This window comes from Pseudomonas sp. H2_A10 (assembly GCF_054680085.1).
Genome location: NZ_CP162821.1, coordinates 251,262 through 273,596 on the forward strand (window position 1 = coordinate 251,262; position 22,335 = coordinate 273,596).

At 61.5% G+C, this 22,335-nt stretch carries 22 protein-coding genes; 10 read left to right on the forward strand and 12 right to left on the reverse strand.

The window, feature by feature from the left end; all coding sequences use genetic code 11:
• Nucleotides 1–103: 103 nt before the first annotated feature.
• Nucleotides 104–403 (reverse strand): PsiF family protein, encoded by a 300-nt coding sequence (locus AB4O23_RS01210; RefSeq protein WP_017526377.1) that lies wholly within the window; start codon nucleotides 401–403, stop codon nucleotides 104–106.
• Nucleotides 404–522: 119 nt separating this feature from the next.
• On the opposite strand from AB4O23_RS01210, the gene AB4O23_RS01215 reads away from it, so the two are divergent.
• A complete protein-coding gene (locus AB4O23_RS01215; protein ID WP_460061821.1) occupies nucleotides 523–1,413 on the forward strand; it encodes a DMT family transporter in 891 nt (296 codons plus the stop codon).
• Here AB4O23_RS01215 and AB4O23_RS01220 read toward each other — a convergent pair.
• A complete protein-coding gene (locus AB4O23_RS01220) occupies nucleotides 1,394–2,284 on the reverse strand; it encodes an esterase/lipase family protein (protein ID WP_017526379.1) in 891 nt (296 codons plus the stop codon). The two genes, AB4O23_RS01215 and AB4O23_RS01220, sit on opposite strands and share 20 nt — an antisense overlap.
• 176 nt (nucleotides 2,285–2,460) lie before the next feature.
• Between AB4O23_RS01220 and AB4O23_RS01225 the strand changes: the two genes are divergently transcribed.
• The gene (locus tag AB4O23_RS01225; protein WP_017526380.1) at nucleotides 2,461–2,991 is read left to right on the forward strand and encodes a ferritin-like domain-containing protein; all 531 of its coding nucleotides are present in this window, start codon (nucleotides 2,461–2,463) and stop codon (nucleotides 2,989–2,991) included.
• A gap of 115 nt (nucleotides 2,992–3,106) precedes the next feature.
• Here the strand turns inward: AB4O23_RS01225 and AB4O23_RS01230 are convergent, their stop codons facing one another.
• The gene (locus tag AB4O23_RS01230; protein ID WP_065879432.1) at nucleotides 3,107–5,176 is read right to left on the reverse strand and encodes an AsmA family protein; all 2,070 of its coding nucleotides are present in this window, start codon (nucleotides 5,174–5,176) and stop codon (nucleotides 3,107–3,109) included.
• 359 nt (nucleotides 5,177–5,535) lie between these two features.
• Here AB4O23_RS01230 and AB4O23_RS01235 point away from each other — a divergent pair, with 359 nt between their 5' ends.
• Both AB4O23_RS01235 and AB4O23_RS01240 read left to right on the forward strand, forming a co-directional pair.
• Nucleotides 5,536–5,949 carry a hypothetical protein gene (locus AB4O23_RS01235; RefSeq protein ID WP_017526382.1) on the forward strand — a complete coding sequence of 138 codons (414 nt, stop codon included), beginning with the start codon at nucleotides 5,536–5,538 and terminating at the stop codon, nucleotides 5,947–5,949.
• Nucleotides 5,950–6,098: 149 nt separating this feature from the next.
• The gene (locus AB4O23_RS01240; protein ID WP_017526383.1) at nucleotides 6,099–6,731 is read left to right on the forward strand and encodes a TetR family transcriptional regulator; all 633 of its coding nucleotides are present in this window, start codon (nucleotides 6,099–6,101) and stop codon (nucleotides 6,729–6,731) included.
• A gap of 5 nt (nucleotides 6,732–6,736) precedes the next feature.
• Here the strand turns inward: AB4O23_RS01240 and AB4O23_RS01245 are convergent, their stop codons facing one another.
• Nucleotides 6,737–7,234, reverse strand: coding sequence for a C40 family peptidase (locus tag AB4O23_RS01245; RefSeq protein WP_460061826.1), 498 nt, complete (start codon nucleotides 7,232–7,234; stop codon nucleotides 6,737–6,739).
• A gap of 277 nt (nucleotides 7,235–7,511) precedes the next feature.
• Between AB4O23_RS01245 and ureE the strand changes: the two genes are divergently transcribed.
• From ureE to AB4O23_RS01270, 5 genes are all read left to right on the forward strand, one after another.
• On the forward strand, nucleotides 7,512–8,012 hold the full coding sequence (gene ureE / locus AB4O23_RS01250) for an urease accessory protein UreE (RefSeq protein ID WP_017526385.1): 501 nt from the start codon (nucleotides 7,512–7,514) through the stop codon (nucleotides 8,010–8,012).
• The gene (locus AB4O23_RS01255; protein WP_017526386.1) at nucleotides 8,009–8,683 is read left to right on the forward strand and encodes an urease accessory protein UreF; all 675 of its coding nucleotides are present in this window, start codon (nucleotides 8,009–8,011) and stop codon (nucleotides 8,681–8,683) included. Before ureE ends, AB4O23_RS01255 begins: the two co-directional genes overlap by 4 nt.
• Nucleotides 8,684–8,707: 24 nt before the next feature.
• Nucleotides 8,708–9,322: an urease accessory protein UreG gene (ureG, locus tag AB4O23_RS01260; RefSeq protein WP_017526387.1), complete on the forward strand. Its 615-nt coding sequence runs from the start codon at nucleotides 8,708–8,710 to the stop codon at nucleotides 9,320–9,322.
• Between the two features lie 23 nt (nucleotides 9,323–9,345).
• Nucleotides 9,346–9,918, forward strand: a complete 573-nt coding sequence (locus AB4O23_RS01265) for a HupE/UreJ family protein (protein ID WP_068936072.1) — start codon at nucleotides 9,346–9,348, stop codon at nucleotides 9,916–9,918.
• Nucleotides 9,919–10,091: 173 nt separating this feature from the next.
• Entirely contained in the window at nucleotides 10,092–11,201 is a 1,110-nt protein-coding gene (locus AB4O23_RS01270) for an AGE family epimerase/isomerase (protein WP_065879434.1), read from the forward strand.
• Between the two features lie 41 nt (nucleotides 11,202–11,242).
• Here AB4O23_RS01270 and AB4O23_RS01275 read toward each other — a convergent pair whose 3' ends face one another.
• The 8 genes from AB4O23_RS01275 to amaB all read right to left on the reverse strand — a co-directional run bounded on the left by AB4O23_RS01275 (nucleotide 11,243) and on the right by amaB (nucleotide 21,201).
• Nucleotides 11,243–12,007 (reverse strand): SDR family oxidoreductase, encoded by a 765-nt coding sequence (locus AB4O23_RS01275; RefSeq protein WP_017526390.1) that lies wholly within the window; start codon nucleotides 12,005–12,007, stop codon nucleotides 11,243–11,245.
• 790 nt (nucleotides 12,008–12,797) lie between these two features.
• Nucleotides 12,798–13,514 (reverse strand): ABC transporter ATP-binding protein, encoded by a 717-nt coding sequence (locus AB4O23_RS01280; RefSeq protein ID WP_017526391.1) that lies wholly within the window; start codon nucleotides 13,512–13,514, stop codon nucleotides 12,798–12,800.
• Nucleotides 13,511–14,386 carry an ABC transporter ATP-binding protein gene (locus AB4O23_RS01285; RefSeq protein WP_017526392.1) on the reverse strand — a complete coding sequence of 292 codons (876 nt, stop codon included), beginning with the start codon at nucleotides 14,384–14,386 and terminating at the stop codon, nucleotides 13,511–13,513. Before AB4O23_RS01285 ends, AB4O23_RS01280 begins: the two co-directional genes overlap by 4 nt.
• A complete protein-coding gene (gene livM, locus AB4O23_RS01290) occupies nucleotides 14,383–15,660 on the reverse strand; it encodes a high-affinity branched-chain amino acid ABC transporter permease LivM (protein ID WP_017526393.1) in 1,278 nt (425 codons plus the stop codon). Before livM ends, AB4O23_RS01285 begins: the two co-directional genes overlap by 4 nt.
• A gap of 2 nt (nucleotides 15,661–15,662) precedes the next feature.
• Complete coding sequence (locus AB4O23_RS01295) at nucleotides 15,663–16,577, reverse strand: ABC transporter permease subunit (RefSeq protein WP_003236186.1); 915 nt, start codon at nucleotides 16,575–16,577, stop codon at nucleotides 15,663–15,665.
• 201 nt (nucleotides 16,578–16,778) lie between these two features.
• Nucleotides 16,779–17,915, reverse strand: a complete 1,137-nt coding sequence (locus tag AB4O23_RS01300) for a branched-chain amino acid ABC transporter substrate-binding protein (protein WP_027607701.1) — start codon at nucleotides 17,913–17,915, stop codon at nucleotides 16,779–16,781.
• A 373-nt stretch (nucleotides 17,916–18,288) separates the two neighbouring features.
• The gene (amaA, locus tag AB4O23_RS01305; protein ID WP_065879435.1) at nucleotides 18,289–19,572 is read right to left on the reverse strand and encodes an L-pipecolate oxidase; all 1,284 of its coding nucleotides are present in this window, start codon (nucleotides 19,570–19,572) and stop codon (nucleotides 18,289–18,291) included.
• A gap of 138 nt (nucleotides 19,573–19,710) precedes the next feature.
• Complete coding sequence (amaB, locus tag AB4O23_RS01310) at nucleotides 19,711–21,201, reverse strand: L-piperidine-6-carboxylate dehydrogenase (RefSeq protein WP_065879436.1); 1,491 nt, start codon at nucleotides 21,199–21,201, stop codon at nucleotides 19,711–19,713.
• A gap of 153 nt (nucleotides 21,202–21,354) precedes the next feature.
• Between amaB and AB4O23_RS01315 the strand changes: the two genes are divergently transcribed.
• The gene (locus AB4O23_RS01315; protein WP_017526398.1) at nucleotides 21,355–22,245 is read left to right on the forward strand and encodes a LysR family transcriptional regulator; all 891 of its coding nucleotides are present in this window, start codon (nucleotides 21,355–21,357) and stop codon (nucleotides 22,243–22,245) included.
• Nucleotides 22,246–22,335: the final 90 nt, after the last annotated feature.

Consider the following 22,335-nt stretch of genomic DNA (forward strand, 5'->3'; position numbering starts at 1 on the left):
GTTCAAGAAATCAAGCGAGAGCTGAAGGCGCGAATGCCGATCAAGTGTGGGAGGGAGCAAGCCCCCTTCCACAGTTGTTTTCCAGCGTTGGCGAAATAGGGGGTCAGCCTTTGAGGCAGGTGCTCATGAACGTCTTGCGCGCATCGCCGGTCAGCGCCTTGGTTTTCGCCGAGGCATTGCAATCCTTCATTTTCTGCTGCTGCGGGGTCAGGGTCTTGGCGTCATTGGCCGCCGGGGCCGACAGGCAGGTTTTCATGAAGGCCTTGCGCTCGTCGCCTTTGAGCGTCTTGGTGGTGGCTTCGGCATTGCAGGTGGTCATTTTGTTTTGCTGCGCGGTGGCGGCAAAGCCTTGGGAACAGAGCAGCAGGCCTATCATCATCAACGGAACACGCAACATCTTCATGGAGTTTTCTCCCGGTTACCGCGCCGAGGGGCGCAGCCTTCGCAGAGTGTAGCCAAATCCTGTTACACATTCCCACGAAGAGAGGATAATCCCCGTTCATTCCTCTGTACGGCGATGTCATGCAATACGCGTATCCCTTGCTGGCCATCTTCATCTGGGCCGGCAATACCGTGGTCAACAAACTGGCCGTCGGCTCGATCTTCCCCTCGGAGATCGGTTTTTACCGCTGGCTGTTCGCGGCGCTGCTGTTCACACCGTTCATGCTCAAACCGGTAGTCGCCCACTGGGCCCGCATTCGCCCGAACCTGGGCAAGATCGTGATCCTCGGCGTGCTGGGCATGGCCGTGTACCAAAGCCTGGCCTATTACGCCGCAGCGCTGACCAGCGCCACCAACATGGGCATCATCCTGTCGCTGATGCCGTTGATGGCCCTGACGGCGGCCATCATCAGCCTCGGCCAGCGCCTGAACTTCGGCGCGCTCACCGGTGCCGTGCTGTCGTTTGCCGGCGTGGCCGTGGTGGTCTCGGCCGGCAGCCTGGGGACGCTGCTGCAACATGGGGTCAACCTGGGCGACGGCATGATGCTGGTTGCGACCCTGGCGTATGCGGTCTACAGCACCCTGCTGAAAAAATGGCAACTGCGCCTGCCGCCGTTGGTGTTGCTGTACTTGCAGATACTCGTCGCGGTGGCGGTACTGTTGCCGTTGTTTGTGTTCTCGCCCAAGGCAGGCCTGGGTTGGGCGAATGTTCCGCTGGTGCTGTACGCCTGCATGCTGGCATCGATGCTCGCGCCACTGGCCTGGATGCACTCGGTCAAGACCCTGGGCCCCAGCCGCACCACGTTATTTTTCAACTTGCTGCCGTTGATTACGGCGTTGATCGCGGCCGTGGTGCTGAAGGAGCAATTGGCGCTGTACCACTTGATAGGTGGCTTGCTCACGCTGGGCGGGGTGATTTTGTCGGAGCGTTGGACAACTCCGGTTCGACTCGCTACACCCCGGCGGCCTTGAGCCGCTGCGCATGCTCCACAAACAGGCGGATCGGCTCGGCGCCCTTGCCCACCAGCCCCAAGGACTGGTTGACGATATCGAAATGGTCCAGCGCATAGTCGTCACCGATCACCCGCCCCAAGTGCGAGCTGTAGCGCCCGACCATGCCGTCGCACTGGCCTTTTTCGCGCACAAAACTGCGGGCAAACAAGCGGCAGCTGCGGTTAGTACCGTCGAACAGGTTGCGGCCACGGTCAGTGGTGCCTGGCTGCAACGTGCCCGACCACGAGTAATAGCGCACGCCATTGACCAGCTCCGCGCCCTGCCCGCCCCACGTGTCGGGCAGCCCCTGGGGGTACTGGCGATTGAACAGCGCTACGCCCGCGCTGGTCAGCGACAGGTGCGATGCGTGCAAGTCTGCCTTGAAGCGCGGCCCGCGATAGCCGGTTTCCAGCACGCCCATCAGCCAGGCAACCAGATGAAACAGCGCACTCATGAGGCGGCCTTTGGCGCCCTCGACGGGGTAGTGGGCATGGATATGGTCGGCCAACTCTGAACCGTGGTTGGGGCCGGCCACCGACGTCACCGACGCCACCCACTCCGGCCGCTTGGCTGCGGCATAACGCGCGGTCAGTGAGCCTTGGCTATGGCCGATGAGGTTGACCTTATCCAAGCCGGTGTCGCGGCGGATCTGCGCGATGTGCACCAGCAACTGCTCGCCACGCACTTCGTTGGAGTCCAGCGGCGCCACCTGCACCGGGAATACCTGGGCTCCACCGGCGCGCAGTGCCGGGACGATGCCATACCAATAGGGGAAGAACCCCAGGCGCACAAACCCGAGCATGCCGGGCACCAGCACCAGCGGATAACGCGTGGCTAACGACTGCGACATGAAGCGAACGTCCCTGATCAAGGAGGAGTCAGTGCAGCGTAGCCGTCTGCGGCTACGTACTCATGACACCTGTAGACAAATCCGATAAAACTTTTTGCGTTGCCTGGGACTCACAACTTGCAGTGATCACGCCGCCAGAGCGTGGCACCCCACCGGATTAGCCCCAGGAGATCGAGATGACTGAAGCACATTTGACCGACGTTGCCACTCTGCGCAGCCGCGCCCGCCAGAACGTCGAAAACGGCGCCGTGACCGAAGGCTACGACGCCGACCGCCAGGAAATCATCCGCCTGCTCAACGAGTCGCTGGCCACCGAGCTGGTGTGCGTGTTGCGCTACAAGCGTCACTACTTCATGGCCAACGGCCTGAAAGCCAGCGTTGCCGCCAATGAATTCCTCGAACACGCGACTCAGGAAGCCGAACACGCCGACAAACTGGCCGAGCGCATCGTGCAGTTGGGCGGCGAACCGGAGTTCAACCCCGACCTGCTGTCCCAGAACTCCCATGCTCAATACGTTGCGGGCAATACCTTGAAGGAAATGGTCTTCGAAGACCTGGTGGCCGAGCGCATCGCGGTGGACAGCTATCGCGAAATCATCCAGTACATCGGTGATAAAGACCCGACCACGCGCCGGATCTTCGAAGACATCCTGGCCCAGGAAGAAGAGCACGCCGATGACATGGCGGACATCCTGCAGGACCTGTAAACCCGTACGGGAGGAGGCTTGCATCCGATAGCGGTGGGTCAGTCAGTACACCCGGCACTGACCCAAGGCTATCGGGAGCAAGCCCCCTTCCACATTTAAAGCTGCGTTTGGTCAGTCAGCCCTTTACGGTTTTCGGCGCCTTGCCTTCCTTCATCTGTTGCAGCAACGGCGCGCATTGGTTCGGCACATCCCCACTCGGTGCTACCAGCGCCAGCAACCCCGCCGCCGGCCCCGCGATCACTCCCAGCGCTACCATGCCGGCGCCACGCAGCATCAACGGTACGGCTTTGACCCCGGCATTGGGCTTGATGAACGGCCCGTTCACGTACAGCGGCGAGCGTAGCGAAAACAGGCGAAAGCCCTTGGATTCGGGGGTAATGGTCAGGTCCAGTTGCTCGCTGGCCATGTTCGCGGTGCCGTCGATGTAGATGATGGCGTTCTCGGTATCGAACACAAACAGCCGTGTGGTTGCCAGGCCGGTCTTGATGCCGAAGTCCGCCGCCGCGCAGTTGATCTTCACTTCCTTGTCGCCGAACAGGCGGCCAACCACGTAGTTACCCACGTTGAGCCCGGCGATTTCCATCAGGCCACGGCTGATGGCGCCATCGTTGATCAGCATCTTCAGGTCACCGTTGGCGCTGCCCAGCAGCGCCGCCACCGAGTTACCGCGCCCGGTTATATCAGCGTCGCCGTTGAGTTCACCGAAGCTGGTCTTCATCGGTTCGAACGTCGGGAACAGTTGTTTGAGCTTGAAGTTGCGCGCGGTGAGCCTGGCGCGGCCCTCCATCGGCGTGAGGCGGCCATTCAGGCGGATCTGCGCATCGAGCTTGCCGCCGGCCACGCCGAAGCGCAGCGGTTCCAGGCTCAGTTCGCCATCGTTGAGCACCAGGTGCGTGTAGAGGTCCGTGAAGGGCAAGTCGGCGCTGTGCACGATGCGTTTACCGGTGAACTCCACATCGGCATCCATGTCGCGCCAGCGCTCGGTGCGGAACGCTTCTACCGGCAGCACTTTGGTCGCGGGCTGTTTGCTTTCACCGCCACGGGCTTTTTGCTTGGCGTTGGAATCGGCGCCGATCAAGGGCGCAAGGTCGGTCATCAGCAGTTGGTTGGACACCAAGGCGCCGCTGAGCTTGGGCCGCGGCTGGCTGGCCAGGTAGGCGAGGTTGCCGTGAATGTCGCTGTTGCCGATTTTGCCGTTGAAGTTTTCATAGCGAAATGACGCGCCACCGGCCTCGTGCAGCTTGGCGATCAGGTGGCCGTCGGTGGAATACGCCGGGGAATCCGGCAGGGTCACGCCAGTGAGTGGGTACAGGTTGCCCAGGCTGGCGCCCGCCAGTTTCAGGCGCAGGTCGAGGGCGCCGAGGTTGAGCGGATCGGTCAGGGTGCCGGCCAGGGCGATGCTGGTGTCGGCGATTTTCACTTGGGCTTGCAGGGGGAACGGCTTGGCCGCGTCCTGCAGGGCCAGCAGGCCGCCGATCTTGCCGGCGCCATCGAGTTTCTGGCCGTGGTATTGGCCTTTGACCTTGAGGCCGAAGGCATAGTCCTGGGGCGCGGCGCCTTTTTCCAGGGCTTTTTTGGCATCGGCATCGCCGACGATTTCGCCGAACGGGATGGGTTTGCCCAGCGGGTCGATGATCACATCGAGTTGGGTCTTGAGGGTTTGGTCGTCGAGGGTCACATGGCCCTTGTCAAAACCGATGGCGCCGATGTCCACCAACCAGTTGGAGGGTTCGGCGTTCGGGTCCTTGGGGTCGAACGTGAAGGTCCAATTGGCGCGGCCATCGGCCAGGCGCTGCAGTTCGGCACTCGGTTCGGTGAGGTCGATACGCGGGATCACCACGCGCTGCACCAGCAGGGCCAGGGGCGAGATGCGCAGTTCGACTTTTTTCAGCGTGACCATGTGCGGTTTTTTCGACCAGTCGGGGTTGCCCAGGGTCAGGTCTTCGGCAATCACGTGGGGCCACGGCACCCAGGCACGCCAGCCGCCTTCATCGGGCTCGCGCTGCCACACCACGGCCAGGTTGCCATTGATGGCGAACGGGCGGTGCAGCTCTTCGGAAACTTTGGCATTGAGGGGCGGTTTGATGCGGTTCCAGTCGAAGAACATCAGAACCAGCACGACCACAGCGATTAACAGAACGAAGCTGGCGCAGCTCCAAGCGACGATTTTACGAGTGCGCGTCATTGCACAGGACTCCTGAATACGACTGGCTGGGTCACAGCCATTGGGACAGCTTTATAAAGCTACGACTGGCAAACCGCCAGGGGGTTTAACGCAGCGGCGAATTTAACTGAAAACACGCATTTTTCTGATCAACCGGACAAATTCGCGCATCAACGGCGCACCATTGTTACCCAGCGTTGTGTCGAAAATACCCACCCCGGTGCAAAACCGCGTGCTTGAGAGCCGCGTCCTAGAGCCCTCGCCGAGAACAATCAATTCTGTTGATTATTACCATTGTGTTTATGAACTTTTATATCGACTTATCGAGAGTAGCATTAGCCCCGTACCCACTTTATCGCCCTCCCAAGGAGCAACCCATCATGAAACGCCAAGTACTCGCTACCGTCCTGTTGTCCATCCTGGCTTCCAGTGCCTTTGCCCTGCCGGCCGCCGAACAGGTCACTCCACAAGTCAAAGCCGACGCCGCGCACTTCAACCAGACCCTGGCTCGCAGCGGCTCCCAAGAAGACGAGAACCGTGACTACGCTAAAGGCGCTGTCGCTGAAAACGGTTCGGACAACGCCAACAAACGCGCTTACACCGAAGGCCTGACCGAAAACGGCCGCAACCGCCTGGAAGAGAAAGGTCTGGTTGAAGGTGGCGCTGATCGCCTGCAAGAACGCAACGCTGTCGCCGAAGGCGGCGCTGAACAAGCCAACGACCGTGCCTACACCCAAGGTATCGCCGAAGGTGGTGCCGACCGCCTGCAAGACCTTCATCAAGCACAGAGCTAACCCGGTGGTGGCCCAGAAAAAAGCCCGATCAGTCGATCGGGCTTTTGACTTTTTGTAACCTGCATCACGCCTGCCTGCGTCAAGTTCGACGCCAACGAAGCTGTTTTGCTAGAGTGCGTCGCTGTACTTACCGACAAAGCTCACCCACCATGCTGCCCCGCGCCGAACAGAAGCAACAGACCCGCCTCGCCCTGATGGACGCTGCCCGCCATCTCATGGAGTGTGGCCGTGGGTTCGGCAGCCTGAGCCTGCGCGAAGTGGCCAAGACGGCCGGCATCGTGCCCACCGGGTTCTATCGCCACTTTGCCGATATGGACCAGCTTGGGCTTGTGTTGGTCAGTGAAGTCGGCCAGACCTTTCGCGCCACCATCCGCCTGGTGCGCCACAACGAATTCGTGATGGGCGGCATTATCGATGCCTCCGTGCGGATTTTTCTCGATGTGGTCTCGGCCAACCGTTCGCAATTCCTGTTCCTGGCCCGCGAGCAATACGGCGGCTGCCTGGCCGTGCGCCAGGCCATCGGTGCGTTGCGCGAGGACATCACCCGCGACCTGGCGGCCGACTTGACGCTGATGCCCAAGTTGCAACACCTGGATGCCGATGGCCTGCACGTGATGGCGGACCTGATCGTCAAAAGCGTGTTCGCCACCCTCCCCGACATCATCGACCCACCGGCCCAGGCGTTGCCCGCGCACCTCACGCCCCAGGCGAAAATCACCCAACAACTGCGTTTTATCTTTATCGGCCTCAAGCACTGGCAAGGCCTGGGCAGCACCGAGTAAACCGATCAGCCGGCCTGATGGAATCGCTTCGCGCTGGTGTAGTACTTGTTCCAGTAGCGGTTGCTGAGCGAATCGATGCGCACCGTCTTGCCGGTACGTGGCGAATGAATGAACTTGCCCTCGCCTATATAAAGCCCCACGTGGCTGACCGGACCGCGCCCATTACCCTTGAAGAACACCGCATCGCCGGGCTTGAGCGCACTGCGCTGAATGGTGGCGGCCGTTGAGCGGTGCATCGCCGTGGTGGTGCGGGGTAATTGGATATTGGCTTGGGTCTTGAACAGGTAGACCAGAAAACTGCTGCAATCGAAACCCTGCTGTACCGAGGTGCCTCCCAATTTGTAGCGGGTGCCCACCAACTGGTGAGCGCGGTCGATCACATCGTCGATCGCCGCGCCTTGCTCGGGCGCGGCAAAGGCGGGGCGTGGCTGCAGATTGGCCGAAGCCGAGGACATGCCCACGGACAGACCGAGAATGACCACAAAAAGTAATAGCTTGAACATGATGAACGTCGCGGCGAATTAAACACGGCGCAAAGCCTAATGATTTCGCAGGTAATGTGATGAACGTAGAATCCCCAGATCCCGTAGGACAAATCCGAGATTGCTCAGAGCGAGTGCGCATGGCGGTAGCGCGCACCACTTTGGAGCACGCGCCGACTCTTTCAACGCCCTGTTTAGTGGCATTGCCCTGCCCGCCTACAGGTAATTCCTACTCTTGACCGGGGTTGGCAAGCCCCTTGCTCTAGCTGTTTCATCGCTCATAGCTGGAAGCTTCCTGATGCTGGTGATCCACCGCCGAATCGCCCCCCAAGCCCTCTGGGCCGCTGAGCTGCTGCTGAATTTCGAAGCGCGCAGCAAAAGCCGCCTGCGCTGTTTCAGTGCCGACGGTGAAGACGTCGGCCTGTTTCTGGAGCGTGGCCAGCCGCCGCTTCACGATGGCGAATTCCTACAGGCCGAAGACGGACGTGTCGTACGCGTGTGCGCCCGGCCTGAACAACTGCTGCATGTCACCTGCGCCAGCGCCTTCGAACTGACCCGCGCTGCCTATCACCTGGGCAACCGCCACGTGGCGTTGCAAGTCGGGGATGGCTGGCTGCGCCTGCTCGATGACTACGTGCTCAAGGCCATGCTTGAACAATTGGGCGCCCATACCGAAACCCTTGAGGCGCCGTTCCAGCCGGAACACGGTGCGTATGGCGGCGGCCATCATCATTCACGCCACGGCGATGAAGATTTCAACTACCCGCCCAAGCTGCACCAGTTCGGCGTACGTTTATGAACCCAGCCTGGGCGCTGCTGCGCCTGGCCAGTCCGCAATTGCCGATTGGCGGCTACAGCTATTCCCAGGGCCTGGAAATGGCCGTGGAGAATGGCCGCGTCAAGGATGCGAGCAGCGCCCGACGCTGGATCAGCGACCAATTGCTGCTCAACCTGGCGCGCTTCGAAGCGCCGCTGTTGCTCGCCCATTGCCGCGCCGCCGCCGAGCAGGATTGGCCGAGGCTGGCGCAATTGTGCGAAGAACACCAAGCCAGTCGTGAAACCCGCGAGCTGTACCAAGAGAGCCGGCAGATGGGTTATTCGCTGCAACAGTTGCTCAATGGCTTGCCGGAGCTGGACGGCGCCGCTCGCGCCTTGCTTGAGCAACACAGCGAGCCCCATCTGGCGTTGGGCTGGGCCCTGGCGGCTCGCGCCTGGAGCATCAGCCCCGACGACGCCCTGGCGGCCTGGCTGTGGAGCTGGCTGGAAAACCAATTGGCCGTGCTGATGAAAACCCTGCCCCTGGGCCAGCAGGCCGCCCAGCGCCTGACCAGCGAACTGCTGCCGCTGCTGCAACAAGCCCAGCAGGATGCCGGCCACATCGCCCCCCACTCGTTCGGCAGTGCCGCTTTCGGCCTGTCATTGGCATGCATGGCCCACGAGCGCCAGTACAGCCGCCTGTTCCGTTCCTAGGAGTTCTTGATTTTGGAGAAGCACATGAACACACAACCCCTGCGCGTCGGCATCGGCGGCCCGGTGGGCTCCGGCAAGACCGCCCTGACCCTGGCCCTGTGCCTGGCGCTGCGCGACCGCTACAACCTGGCGGTGGTGACCAACGATATCTACACCCGCGAAGACGCCGACTTCCTGGTCCGCAACGAGGCCCTGGCGCCCGAGCGCATCATCGGCGTGGAAACCGGCGGCTGCCCGCACACGGCGATTCGTGAGGACGCCTCGATCAATCTGGAAGCGGTGGACCAACTCAACCGCCGCTTTCCGGGCCTGGACCTGATCCTGGTGGAGTCCGGTGGGGATAACTTGTCGGCGACCTTCAGCCCCGAGCTGTCGGACCTGACCATCTACGTGATCGATGTGTCTGCCGGCGACAAACTGCCGCGCAAAGGCGGCCCGGGCATCTGCAAATCCGACCTGCTGGTGATCAACAAGATCGACCTCGCGCCGCTGGTCGGTGCCTCGTTGGAGTTGATGAACAGCGATACCCAACGCATGCGCAACGGCAAACCCTTTGTCTTCAGCAATCAGAAAACCGGTGTCGGCCTGGATGACATCGTCGCCTTTATCGAACGCCAGGGCTTGCTGACCGCCGCATAAATCAACCCATAAGGAATCTGCTCATGAGCCTCAAAAAACTCTTCGCAGCCGCCGCCTTGCTGCTCGCCCCGGCCCTGGCCTTCGCTCATCCGGGCCACGGCGACAACGGGCTGCTCGCCGGTATCAGCCACCCCCTGGGCGGCATCGACCATCTGCTGGCCATGGTTGCGGTCGGCCTGTGGGCCGCGCAGCAAAAAGGCGCCGCCCGCTGGGCGCTGCCGTGCACCTTTGTCGGCACCCTGCTGATCGGCGGCGTATTGGGCTTTGAGGGTCTGGCGTTGCCGGCACTGGAAAGCGGGATTGCCGCGTCGGTCCTGGCGCTGGGCCTCGCCGTGGCGCTGGCGGTGCGCCCGCCGTTGTTCATGGCGGTAGGCGCGACGGCGTTGTTTGCGCTGTTCCACGGTGTGGCCCATGGCCTGGAGTTGCCGGACATGACCAGCCCTTGGACGTATGCGGCAGGGTTTGTCGGTGCGACTGCGGTATTGCACGCGGCGGGTTATGCGCTGGTGCGTTGGCTGCCGGCTGCTGCGGCGCCGCTGGTGCGGGTGGCTGGGGCGGCTTCGGCGGTGACGGGAGCTTGGTTGCTGGCGGGCTGATTCGCGGCGCGGTCGAGGGCCTCATCGGGGGCAAGCCCCCTCTCACATTTGAACTGTGTTCACACGTCTGAATGTGGGAGGGCGCTTGCTCCCGATAGCGGTCACACAGACACCACCGTTCCCAAGCCTGCTACCATGCGCGGCAAACACCCCTGCCGTGACGACGCCAGCCAATGCCCATCGCTTCCCCGCCTGCCTTGAATACCGTGCTCACGCACTTCCACAGCCTGATCGTGCCCCTCTGGCAGGGCCCGGGCTGGAACGCCGAGCTGGCGTTGCCCTATGAGGCGCTGGACGCCGATCACCGGCCTTTGCCCCCCCAACGCTATCGCGCCATGGCGTGCGCCCGACAGTTGTACCTGTTCGCCAGCCTGATTGGCGAACCCGGTGCGGCCTTCGCCGAAGCACGCGCGGCAGTGTTGTTCCGCTCGCTGCAACGGCACTTCCACGACGCGGAGCACGGCGGCTGGTTCTACAGCATCGACCCGGCCGGGCAGCCGTTGGATAAACGCAAAGACCTCTATACCCACGCCTTCATCATCTTTGCCTGTGCCCACTACTGGGCCAAGGTGCGTGAACCGTTGGTGGAGTCGGTGCTCAATGCCGCGCTTGCCGTGGTCGCCGAACGCTTCGCCAGCGGCGACGGCCTGTACGAAGCGGTGCTGGAACGCAACTGGTCTTCCCTCAACGCCGGGCCCTTGCAGAACCCGCTGATGCACCTTGCCGAAGGCTTCCTGGCCACGCTGAGCGTGCGTGAAGACGCCGTCACACAGGACGCGTTGCTCGACTTGGCCACGGCCCTGCAAAAGCGCTTCATCGACCGCCTGCACGGCGTGATGATGGAAAAACCGCTGGGCGCGGTGGATAACTGGTTCGAGCCGGGACACCAGTTCGAATGGTTCTTTTTGCTTGAGTCGTCGGATGTGCTGCGCGGCACTGCGCTGCATGCTTCGCTCACGCGGGCATTTGCCTACGCCGAGCAAAAAGGTGTGGATACGTTAAGCGGTGCGGTCAGCGGCATGCTCGCCCTCGACGGCAGCGTGCGCGACGGTACCCAACGCATCTGGGCCCAGGCCGAATACCTGCGGGCCTTGACCCTGCGCCCCGCCAGCGAAGCGCGGTTACAGCACCAATTGCTGGCGCTGCAACACAACTTCCTGCATGACAAAGGCTGGCACGAATGCCTGGATGCCAACGGCGCCGTGAGCCGACGGGATATGCCGTCGACCACGCCGTATCACCTGGCGACGTGCTATCAGGGGCTTAGCCAGCATTTTTGTTGATTTTTAGGGCCGCATCGGGGGCAACGCCCCGATCCAAAGCCTTACTTGGCGCCACGCTCAATCGCAAACCCAGCCCAGGTCTGGCTCACCGGCATCAGTTCCAGGCGGTTGATATTGACGTGCGCGGGCGTGTTCATGACCCAGAAGATCGTGTCGGCAATGTCTTGCGGCTGGATCGGCTCGGCGCCGGCGTAGGTGGCGTCGTAGCGCGCCTGATCACCGCCGAAGCGCACCAGGGAGAACTCGCTCTCGCACAGGCCGGGCTCGATGTTGGTCACGCGCACGCCGGTGCCTTGCAAGTCGCAACGCAGGTTCAGCGAGAACTGTTTAACGAACGCCTTGGAGCCGCCATACACGTGGCTGCCCGGGTAGGGGTAGCTGCCGGCGATGGAGCCCAGGTTGATGATCCCGGCGCCCCGGCCATGGGCGATCAAGCGTGGCAGCAGCAGGCTGGTGGTGGTCAGCAGGCCCTTGATGTTGGTGTCGACCATGGTTTCCCAATCGTCGAGGCTGCATTTGGGCGCCGGGTCCGTGCCCACGGCCAACCCGGCGTTGTTGATCAGGCCGCGCAACGTGGCGAACGACGGCGGCAGGTTGGCGATGGCGTCTTCCATGCCTTGGCGGTCACGCACATCCACGACCAAGCCATGCACTTCGGTCTGCTTGGAAAGCTCTTCAACCAGGGCATTCAAACGCTCGGCGCGACGGCCGGTGAGCACGAGTTTCCAGCCGGCTTCGGCAAACCGACGGGCGCAGGCTTCGCCGAAACCTGAGGTGGCGCCAGTGATAAACAGCGTGTTGGTCATGGTGTTCTCCTTGCGGGCATCGGGAAAAAATCAGCCAGCAGAATGCCCGTACCCCGCTGTTGCGGCAACCGCTATGCACCTACCTTCATACACAGCTGGTTGTTTTTTAACCACTCAGAGCAACGCCTTATAAACCGTGGCCTGCAGCCATATGCGCGCAGGTTATCCACAACTGCGCCCACAGTCTTTGGGGGCAAGTGCAAAACAGCTCAAGCCTCTATCCACAAGGCCTGCAGGCGATTTTAGAAAGTTTTTTGCTTGACCTCGGCCGAAGCGTATGTAGAGCCACGGCAAGCGGAAAAATCCGAACGATGGCTCCAGGCCAGACATTTCGGCCTCTGCGGCCGTCTTTCCAGAGTTTAGTCACAGACTTATCCACAGGCTGACGAGACATATTCCCGTCATATACCTGTGTCTTTAAACAGGTTGACAAACCCCTTGGGCGGTCGCGAAAAAGTCACTGATCAAAAAACAACCGTCGCGCTGTAAGCCACGGTTTTAAAGGCGTTCAGCCAGCTACTCCCACGTTACCCACAGCCGGTTCCACAGCGGATGGGGACAAGTCAAAACGGTGACAAAACAGGGATTTGCGGCGGCTATATGTCGCGCTTTGGGAGGTGGCCGGATTTGTTTTCCACAATTTCCTAAGCGCCGCAAAACAAATGTGGGAGGGGCGGTGCGACGATTCGACTTGCTCCCGATAGCGGTGGGTCAGTATCAGATGTGCTGACTGATACACCGCTATCAGGAGCAAGCCCCCTCCCACAGGGGGTCGGCGTTTTTATTTAGATCAGTGACCGCCGAGGTAGGCGTTGCGCACGTCCTCGTTCACCAGCAATTCTTTACCGGTGCCCGTCAGGCGGATCTCACCGTTGACCATCACATACGCCCGGTCCGACAGACGCAGCGCGTGGTTGGCGTTTTGTTCCACCAGGAAGATGGTCATCCCAGTGGCCGCCAGCTCGCGCAGGGTCGAGAAGATCTGCTTCACCACAATCGGCGCCAACCCCAGGCTCGGTTCGTCCAGCAACAACAGCTTGGGCCGGCTCATCAGCGCGCGGGCGATGGCGAGCATCTGCTGCTCGCCACCGGACATGGTCATGGCCCGCTGGTTGCGCCGTTCCTTGAGGCGCGGGAACAGCTCGAACATGCGCTGCATGTCTTCCTGAGCGTATTTGTCGCCAATCGGGATGGTGCCCATCAGCAGGTTTTCCTCCACGGTCATGTCGGGGAACACCCGCCGCCCTTCCGGCGACTGCGCGATGCCATTGGAGGCGATGTAGTGGGATGACTTGTGGGTAATGTCGACACCGTTGTAGAGGATTTGCCCCGACTCGGCCCGCGGCTGGCCGAAGATCGACATCAGCAGCGTGGATTTGCCCGCGCCGTTGGAGCCGATCAGGCTGACCGTTTCACCTTCGTTGATGTGCAGCGAAACTTTTTTCAGGGCCTGGATCGGTCCGTAGAACACGTCCAGGTCCTTCATTTCGAGGATAGGTGCGCTCATACCACTTCCTCTTCGTCTGCGCCCAGGTAGGCGGCAATCACTTTCGGATCGTTGCGTATCGCTTCCGGCCCGCCTTCGGCGATCACGTTGCCGTGGTCCAGCACCACGATGTGGTCGGAAATACTCATCACCATGCCCATGTCGTGTTCGATCAGCACCACCGTAAGGTCGTGTTCGTCGCGCAGCAGGCGAATCATCGCGCTGAGGGCTTCGGTTTCCTGGGGGTTGAGGCCGGCTGCGGGTTCGTCCAGACAGATGATTTGCGGCCGCGTGCACATGGCACGGGCGATTTCCAGGCGGCGCTGCTGGCCGTAGGAAAGCTCACCGGCGAGGCGGTTGGCGCAGTCCACCAGGTCGACCACTTCGAGCCAGTAGAACGCGCAGTCCAGCGCGTCGCTTTCGGCCTTGCGATAGCCCTTGGTGTTGAGAATGCCGGCCAGCATGTTGCGGTTGACCCACATGTGCTGGGCCACCAGCAGGTTTTCCAGCACCGACATTTCCTTGAACAGGCGAATGTTCTGGAAGGTCCGCGCCAGGCCGGCGCGGTTTACCAAGTGGGTGCCGCCAAACATCTTGTAGTACACGCGGCTGAGGAAGCTTTTCGGCGAGACGAAGTCCGTGGCCTCGAAGCGTTCGCCGAGCAGTTGGATCACGTTGGTCTGCTTGCCACGCACGTTGAGTTCGATCTTGCCGCCACTGGCCTTGTAGAAGCCGGTGAGGCAGTTGAATACCGTGGTCTTGCCGGCGCCGTTGGGGCCGATCAGAGCGAAGATCGAGTTGCGTTCGACCTTGAGGCTCACATCGCTCAGGGCCTTGATGCCACCGAAGTGCATCATCAGGTGTTCCACGGACAGGACGACTTCCTTGTTCATGGCGCCACTCCTTTACGTGGGGTTACACCGGTACGGCTGATGCGGATCAGGCCGCGCGGTCGCCAGATCATCATCACCACCATCAGCACGCCAAACAGCAGCACACGGTACTCGGAGAAGCTGCGCAGCAGTTCCGGCGCTACCGTCAGCACGAATGCCGCGATCACCACGCCGACCGTCGAGCCCATGCCGCCCAACACCACGATGGCCAGGATCAGCGCCGACTCGAAGAAGGTGAACGACGACGGGTTGACGAAGCCCTGGTAGCTGGCAAAGAACACCCCGGCCAAACCGGCGGTGGACGCGCCGATGGTGAATGCAGAGAGCTTGACCAGTACGTGATTCAGGCCCATGGAGCGGCAGGCGATTTCATCTTCACGCAGGGCTTCCCAGGCGCGGCCGACCGGCATGCGGGTCAGGCGGTGCTTGATGTACAACACGGCCAGCACCACCAGGAACAGCACGATGTAGATGAACATGAACTTGATGTTGGGGTTGTAATCGATGCCGAAGAACTCGTGAAACGGGATGCCGCCATCTTTGGCACGCTTGCCGAACTCCAGGCCCAGAAAGGTCGGCGAAGGCACCGGCATACCATTCGGCCCGCCGGTGAACGACAGCCAGTTGTTGAGTACCAGGCGGATGATTTCACCGAAGCCCAGGGTCACGATGGCCAGGTAGTCACCGTGCATTCGCAACACCGGGAACCCGAGTATGCACCCCGCCAGCGCCGCCGCGATGGCCGCCAGTGGCAGTACCGTCCAGAAGCCCAGGCCCAGGTATTGGTAACCCAGCGCCAGGCCATAGGCGCCGATGGCGTAGAACGCCACGTAACCCAGGTCGAGCAGGCCGGCCAGGCCGACCACGATGTTCAGGCCCAGGCCGAGCAGTACATAGATCAAGCCCAGGATGACGACGGTGAGCAGGTACTTGTTGGCGAAGATCGGGAACACGATGGCGATCACGATCAATGCCGGGATAATCCAGCGCAGCCGCGATTTGTAGTCCGGTGCCAGCACATGCACGCCCGAACCACTGCTCTCGAAGCCCTGCAGGATCTTCACGCCCTTGGAGGTTTGCAGGAACAGGCTCATGGCAAAACGGCCGGCCATCACGATGGCGACCAACAGGCCCACGCGAGCCGGTTCCAGGTTGAAGCTGTAGCCGTCGAGGACCACGCCGACAATCGGGCCGAACACGATCAGCGAAATCAGACCGGCGAGGATCGTATCGACGACACTTTTCTTGATATCGATAGGTTTGGCAGCAGACATGTTTACACCTTCGCCACGAGTGGGCGACCAAGCAGGCCCTGGGGACGGAAAATCAGAATCACCACCAGCAGGGAGAAACTGAACACGTCTTTGTAGTCAGAGTTGATCAACCCCGAGAACAACGACTCGGAGATACCGAGGATGATCCCGCCCAACATCGCCCCAGGCAGGGAGCCGATGCCGCCGAGTACCGCTGCGGTAAACGCCTTGATGCCGATGATGAAGCCGGCATAGAAGTCGAAGGTGCCGTAGTTGAGGGTGATCAGCACGCCGGCCAACGCGGCCATGGCGGCCCCTATGACGAACACATAGGAGATCACGCGATCGGTGTTGATCCCCAGGATCGAGGCCATCTTGCGGTCTTGCTGGGTGGCGCGGCACATGCGGCCGAGCTTGGTGTACTTGATGATGTAGGTCAGCAAAGCCATGCCCGCGAAGGCGGCGACCAGGATGAATACTTTGGTGTAGGTGAGCTGGACGAACCCACTGCCGATATCGACACGCCAGGCCCCGGCCAGCAGGGTAGGAATACCTTGTTGCTTGGCGCCCTGGGCGATCTGCGCGTAGTTCTGCAGGATCAGGGAGATCCCGATGGCGCTGATCAGCGGTGCCAGTCGGGTGGAATTGCGCAGCGGTTTGTAGGCGACACGCTCAATGACCCAACCGTACACGCCAGTGACGACCACGGTGAAGATCAAGGTGCCGAGTATGAGCAGCGGGAAGGATTCGATGCCGAAGTAAGCCAGCAGTGCCAGACTGATCGCCGCGAGGTAAGCGGAAATCATATAAACCTCGCCGTGGGCGAAGTTGATCATGCCAATGATGCCATAGACCATTGTGTAGCCGATGGCGATCAGGCCATAGACCGACCCGAGGGTCAGGCCGTTGACCAGTTGCTGCAGGAAAATACCATCCATAACGCAATCTCACGCGGTGAGCACCTGCACACCGGTGGGTGTGCGGCGCTTCTGGAGGAAAAGACAGATCTTGATAACAACACGGCCTTTTGTGGGAGGGGGCTTGCTCCCGATTGCGGTATGCCAGTCAATAGATTTGAACCTGATGCACCGCTATCGGGGGCAAGCCCCCTCCCACAGGGGGGGCCGTGGCGTTTGTGCTTACTTCTGCTTTTCCAACTGGTGGTATTTGCCGTCCTTGTCCCACTGGTAAACCACGTAGTCGGACACTTTCAGGTCGCCTTTGGCGTCCCAGGTCTTCTCACCCATCACGGTCTTGACCGGGTGAGCCTTGAGCCATTTGGCGGCGTCTTCGCCCTTGTTGGACTTGGCGCCATTGAAACCGGCGGCCAGGGCCTGCAGCGAGGCGTAGGCGTACAGGGTGTAGCCTTCAGGCTCGTAACCGGCCTTGCGGAACTCTTCGACCACGGCCTTGCTGTCCGGCAGCAGGCGCGGGTCAGCGCCGAAGGTCATGTACACGCCATCGACGTACTGCGCGCCGCCGGCGGTGGCCACCAGTTCGTCCGTCACGACACCGTCGTCGGACATGAACTTGACGTCCTTGAGGCCGGCTTCACGGATCTGGCGGACCAGTGGACCGGCTTCCGGGTGCAGCCCGCCGAAGTACACCACGTCGGCGCCCAGGGAGCGGATCTTGGTGACCAGGGCGCTGAAGTCTTTCTCGCCACGGGTCAGGCCTTCTTCGAGCACCGGCTTGACGCCGCGCTTGGTCAACTGCGCAGCGGTGGCATCGGCCAGGCCTTTGCCGTAGGTGTCCTTGTCGTTGATGACCGCGACTTTCTTACCCTTGAGCACGTCGACGATGTAGTCGCCGGCGACGATGCCTTGCTGGTCGTCACGCCCGCACATGCGGAACATGGCGCCCAGGCCGCGCTCGGTCACCTGTGGGTTGGTGGAGCCGGGGGTGATCGCGATGATGCCCGCCTCGTCGTAGACCTCGGAGGCCGGGATGGTGTTGGACGAGCAGAAGTGCCCGACCACGCCGATCACTTTGTCCTGGTCGGCCAGGCGGTTGGCCACGGCCACGGCCTGCTTGGGTTCGCAGGCGTCGTCGCCGGCCACCAGCACGACTTTCTCACCGTTGATGCCGCCGGCCTTGTTGATGACTTCGGCCGCCGCCTGGGCACCCTTCATGTACTGCTCACCGAACGACGCGTTGGCGCCCGTCATGGGCCCCGCCACGCCAATCTTCACATCAGCTTGAACAAACGTAGAAACACCCAGCGCCGCTGCAACGGCGAGGGCCAGAAAACCTTTCTTGTAAAACGTCTGGGACATGAGTGGTGCTCCGATATTTTTGATTTTTGGCACGACAACTTGCGTTCAAACCTTTCACTGAAAGCTCAGAGCAAGCAGCGTGCCATTACGTTTTTATTCTTCAAAAAGACACGGTGTCATTGTTATTACAGGCGTTTCGCCACCGCTTGCCAGCACGTGCAACCCTCTAGCCCAAAGAGGTGCAACCAACCGCTATAAAAAGTACAACCCTAACGGGTCGCACCTGCAACCGGACGCATAAACGACTCTTCCTACACTTGTTACAACGTGCGTAACGGAACTGCACATTTACAGTGCGTGATTGCTACAACTTGCACCAATACAGATGAGTAGCCGCCTAATAAAACCCGGCTATGGAGCGGCAGTTCGCCGCTCAGATCACGATCCGCAGGCATTGCCCGGCGTGATACAGCGAGAATCCCGCCTCATACAGACAACTGCGCAACCCCACACCGGCCAACGGCTGCATCGGCGCGAACGGAATCGGCAATGCCTGGGCATTCTGGTGACACAGGTAGTCGGCAAACGCCTTGCCGACCACGCTGCCGGTGGTCACGCCCCGCCCGTTATAGCCGGTGACGGCCACAAGGCCCGGCGCCGGTTCGAACAGGCGCATCAAGTGGTCGGGCGTGAAGGCAATGCAACCAGTCCAGGTGTACTCCCACTGCACCGATTTGAGGTACGGGAAGTAGTGCTGCTGCACCCGATCGGCCCACGCTTTGAGGAACCAGGCCGGTTTCTGATTGCCGTTACCCAGGCTGCCGAGCAACAGGCGACCCTCGGCATCGCGGCGGATGCTGCTCAAGACCTGGCGCGTATCCCACGACCCCTGGCCACCGGGAAGGATTTGTTTGGCGGCGTCGTCGGTGAGCGGGGCCGACGCGACCTGGTAGTAATAACCGGGGAAAAAGTTACGCCGCAGCTCGGTCCATTCGCCTTCGGTGTAGGCATTGGAGGCGATGACCACCTGTGCCGCCTGCACGGCCCCTTGGGCAGTCTGCACCGACCAGTGGGAACCCTGGCGTTCCAGCCGGGTAACCGGCGAATGGTCGAACAGTTGCCCGCCAAGCCCCACGGCCGCCTCTGCAAGCCCCGAGGTATAGGCCATCGGGTTCAACGTACCCGCCCGTCGGTCCAACAGGGCGGCGGCAATTTTTTGGGTGCCGGTGGCCTGCTCGCAGGCCTGGCCGGTGAGCAACTCCACTGGCGCGCCACGGCGCTTCCATTGTTCTTCACGACTGCGCAGGTCCGCCTCGCCACGGGCGTTGTGCGCCATGTGCAACGTGCCCTCACGGCGCAATTGGCAATCGATGTGGTATTTGTCGATCAGGCTGAACACCAGCGACGGCGCCGCGCCCAACATGCGGTTGAGCTGGCTGCCCACCGCTTCGCCGAACCCGGCTTCGATGTCGTCCGGCGGGATCCACAGGCCGGCGTTTACCAACCCGACGTTGCGCCCCGAACCGCCATGGCCGGTGCGATGGGCCTCCAGCACGGCGACGCTTTTACCCTGTTCCAGCAAGTGAACGGCCGCCGATAAACCGGTGATGCCGGCGCCGATCACGCACACGTCCACCTTGGCCTCGCCCCGAAGCGCGGCACGGTCCGGCCGGCTGGGGGTGAGGTGTTCCCATAAACATGTTTCGCGTAGTGCCATTGCCAGACTCCGATGAGACCCAACAAACATCTATTCCGAACTGCAAATGCGCCCAACTGTGGGAGGGGCGGTGCGACGATTCGACTTGCTCCCTCCCACATTTTGGCCACATTTTGACCTCACTCCGACCCAAGCAAATCAGTCGAACGTGATGCCTTGAGCCAGCGGAAGCTCCAGCGAATAGTTCACGGTATTGGTTTGCCGACGCATATACCCGCGCCACGCATCCGAACCCGACTCACGCCCGCCGCCGGTTTCTTTTTCACCGCCAAACGCGCCACCAATCTCCGCGCCGCTCGGGCCGATATTGACGTTGGCGATGCCGCAGTCACTGCCCACCGCCGACATGAACTGCTCGGCTTCGCGCACATCGGTGGTGAAGATGCACGACGACAAGCCTTGCGGCACGGCGTTGTTCAGGCGCAGCGCTTCGGCGAAGTCGGTGTAGCCGACCACGTACAGAATCGGCGCGAAGGTTTCGGTGCACACCACATCGCTTTGCTCGGGCATTTCCACAATCGCCGGCGATACGTAGTAGGCGTTGGGGAAGGTGTCTTGCAACTGGCGTTTGCCGCCGAACACCTTGCCGCCTTCGCTCAAGGCTTGCTCAAGGGCATCTTGCATGTTGTCGAAGCCGTGCTTGTCGATCAGCGGGCCGATCAGGTTGCCTTCCAGCGGGTGGCCGATGCGCACTTTGGAATAGGCGGCCTTGAGGCGGGTGACGATTTCTGCCTTGACCGACTCATGGGCGATCAGGCGGCGCAGGGTGGTGCAACGCTGGCCGGCGGTGCCGACGGCGCTGAACAGAATGGCGCGTACGGCCATGTCCAGGTCGGCGCTTGGGCCGAGGATCATCGCGTTGTTGCCGCCCAGCTCCAGAATGCTGCGGGCGAAACGCGCGGCAACTTTCGGCGCCACTTCACGGCCCATGCGGGTGCTGCCGGTGGCGCTGATCAACGCTACGCGTGGGTCATCCACCAGCGCAGCGCCGGCATCGCGACCACCAATGATCACCTGACTGAGGTACTGCGGGGCATCGTTAAAGTTTTTCAGCACGCGCTCGAACAGCGCCTGGCACGCCAGGGCGGTGAGCGGGGTTTTTTCCGACGGTTTCCAGATCACCGCGTTGCCGCACACCAGCGCCAGCGCGGTGTTCCACGCCCACACCGCGACCGGGAAGTTGAAGGCGCTGATCACACCGACCACGCCCAGCGGGTGCCAGGTTTCACGCATGTGGTGGCCTGGGCGCTCGGAGGCGATGGTCAAGCCGTACAACTGGCGCGACAGGCCGACGGCGAAATCGCAGATGTCGATCATCTCCTGCACTTCACCCAGGCCTTCCTGAGTGATCTTGCCGGCCTCCCAGGACACCAGCTCACCCAGGTCAGCCTTGTATTCACGCAGCACGTCGCCGAACTGCCGCACCAGCTCGCCACGACGGGGCGCCGGCACGTTGCGCCAGGCTTGGAATGCATGCTCGGCGCGACTGACCTGTTGCTCCACCTCGGCGGCACCTTCCCACTGGACACTGCCGATCAGGCTGCCATCAATCGGCGAATGCACGGGCTGTTTACCCGCCTGGTACAGCGCCGGGTTTACCCCGAGACGATCAAGCAATGCGGCAACCATGGTCACTCCCTCAAATCTGCGTACAAAAAATCGCGCCGCGACATGCACGGCGATCCAGCGCTTATTTGTAGCTGGCCCAAGACTTGCCAACAAACGACGATTAGGCGAGATATCATTCCGTTTATTCATGCAAAGCATAAAAAGAGGCACACCGTGCTGAACAAAAGACATTTGCCCTCGATCACCGCCCTGCAGTGTTTCGAAGCCGCCACCCGCCACCTGAGCTTCACCCGCGCCGCCGAGGAACTGAACCTCACGCAGAGCGCCGTGAGCAAGCAAGTGGCGCAGTTGGAGGAGTTGCTGCAACACCTGCTGTTTCGCCGCGTGCGTCGTCGCCTGCAGATGACCCCGGCGGGCGACCTGTACCTGGTGGAAGTGCGCAAAATCCTCACCCAGGTGGAGATGTCCACCCACTACCTGCGCTCCTATGGCGGCGAAACCGAAGTGTTGCGCGTGTCCACGCCCTACACCTTCGGGGCCCGCTGGTTGGTGCCGCGCCTCAAGGGCTGGCGGCTGCGTCACCCGCAAATCCACCTGGACCTGTGCAACGAACAGGAACCGGATGACTTGCTGCAGGGCAAGGCCGACATGGCGTTCTATTTCGGCCAGGGTTCACGTCCCGGCACCGAGAGTTTGAAGTTGTTCAGCGAGGAACTGGTGCCGGTGTGTGCACCGGAAAGCCTGCCGGCCAAACCGCTCACCGACCCTACGCAGCTCAGCGAGTTGGTGTTGCTGCAAAACGCCTCGCGCCCGCAGGGTTGGCACGATTGGTTTGCCGACCAGGGTTACCAGACCGAACACAGCTACCACGGGCCGCGTTTCGATACGTTCTATATGTGCATTCGTGCCGCGCAGGTGGGCTGTGGGGTCGCGCTGCTGCCCAGGTTTCTGGTGGAAGAGGAGTTGGCCGACGGCAAGCTGGTGATTCCCTGGCCGCATGCGATGCCGAGCCGGGATGCTTATTACCTGGCGTATCCGGAGCACTCGGCGGAAGTGCCCAAGGTACGCAATTTTGTGAAGTGGATGATGGAGCAGGTTATTTAGTGCCTGCTCCCGATAGCGTCAGTAGCCGTGGCAAAAAAAATCACTGGCAAAACCCCACAGGTCTATGCGCCACTAGCCCCCTTCCTTAAT

Excerpts from the sequence above, each read along its gene's own strand:
- AB4O23_RS01275 (WP_017526390.1), bottom strand. The coding sequence starts at position 12,007 with ATGACCAACACGCTGTTTATCACTGGCGCCACCTCAGGTTTCGGCGAA.
- AB4O23_RS01280 (WP_017526391.1), bottom strand. The coding sequence starts at position 13,514 with ATGAGCGCACCTATCCTCGAAATGAAGGACCTGGACGTGTTCTACGGA.
- AB4O23_RS01240 (WP_017526383.1), top strand. The coding sequence starts at position 6,099 with ATGCTGCCCCGCGCCGAACAGAAGCAACAGACCCGCCTCGCCCTGATG.
- AB4O23_RS01295 (WP_003236186.1), bottom strand. The coding sequence starts at position 16,577 with ATGGATGGTATTTTCCTGCAGCAACTGGTCAACGGCCTGACCCTCGGG.
- AB4O23_RS01210 (WP_017526377.1), bottom strand. The coding sequence starts at position 403 with ATGAAGATGTTGCGTGTTCCGTTGATGATGATAGGCCTGCTGCTCTGT.
- AB4O23_RS01225 (WP_017526380.1), top strand. The coding sequence starts at position 2,461 with ATGACTGAAGCACATTTGACCGACGTTGCCACTCTGCGCAGCCGCGCC.
- AB4O23_RS01300 (WP_027607701.1), bottom strand. The coding sequence starts at position 17,915 with ATGTCCCAGACGTTTTACAAGAAAGGTTTTCTGGCCCTCGCCGTTGCA.
- AB4O23_RS01230 (WP_065879432.1), bottom strand. The coding sequence starts at position 5,176 with ATGACGCGCACTCGTAAAATCGTCGCTTGGAGCTGCGCCAGCTTCGTT.
- livM (WP_017526393.1), bottom strand. The coding sequence starts at position 15,660 with ATGTCTGCTGCCAAACCTATCGATATCAAGAAAAGTGTCGTCGATACG.
- AB4O23_RS01255 (WP_017526386.1), top strand. The coding sequence starts at position 8,009 with ATGAACCCAGCCTGGGCGCTGCTGCGCCTGGCCAGTCCGCAATTGCCG.
- AB4O23_RS01215 (WP_460061821.1), top strand. The coding sequence starts at position 523 with ATGCAATACGCGTATCCCTTGCTGGCCATCTTCATCTGGGCCGGCAAT.
- AB4O23_RS01270 (WP_065879434.1), top strand. The coding sequence starts at position 10,092 with ATGCCCATCGCTTCCCCGCCTGCCTTGAATACCGTGCTCACGCACTTC.
- AB4O23_RS01265 (WP_068936072.1), top strand. The coding sequence starts at position 9,346 with ATGAGCCTCAAAAAACTCTTCGCAGCCGCCGCCTTGCTGCTCGCCCCG.
- ureE (WP_017526385.1), top strand. The coding sequence starts at position 7,512 with ATGCTGGTGATCCACCGCCGAATCGCCCCCCAAGCCCTCTGGGCCGCT.
- amaA (WP_065879435.1), bottom strand. The coding sequence starts at position 19,572 with ATGGCACTACGCGAAACATGTTTATGGGAACACCTCACCCCCAGCCGG.
- AB4O23_RS01285 (WP_017526392.1), bottom strand. The coding sequence starts at position 14,386 with ATGAACAAGGAAGTCGTCCTGTCCGTGGAACACCTGATGATGCACTTC.
- amaB (WP_065879436.1), bottom strand. The coding sequence starts at position 21,201 with ATGGTTGCCGCATTGCTTGATCGTCTCGGGGTAAACCCGGCGCTGTAC.
- AB4O23_RS01245 (WP_460061826.1), bottom strand. The coding sequence starts at position 7,234 with ATGTTCAAGCTATTACTTTTTGTGGTCATTCTCGGTCTGTCCGTGGGC.
- ureG (WP_017526387.1), top strand. The coding sequence starts at position 8,708 with ATGAACACACAACCCCTGCGCGTCGGCATCGGCGGCCCGGTGGGCTCC.
- AB4O23_RS01220 (WP_017526379.1), bottom strand. The coding sequence starts at position 2,284 with ATGTCGCAGTCGTTAGCCACGCGTTATCCGCTGGTGCTGGTGCCCGGC.
- AB4O23_RS01235 (WP_017526382.1), top strand. The coding sequence starts at position 5,536 with ATGAAACGCCAAGTACTCGCTACCGTCCTGTTGTCCATCCTGGCTTCC.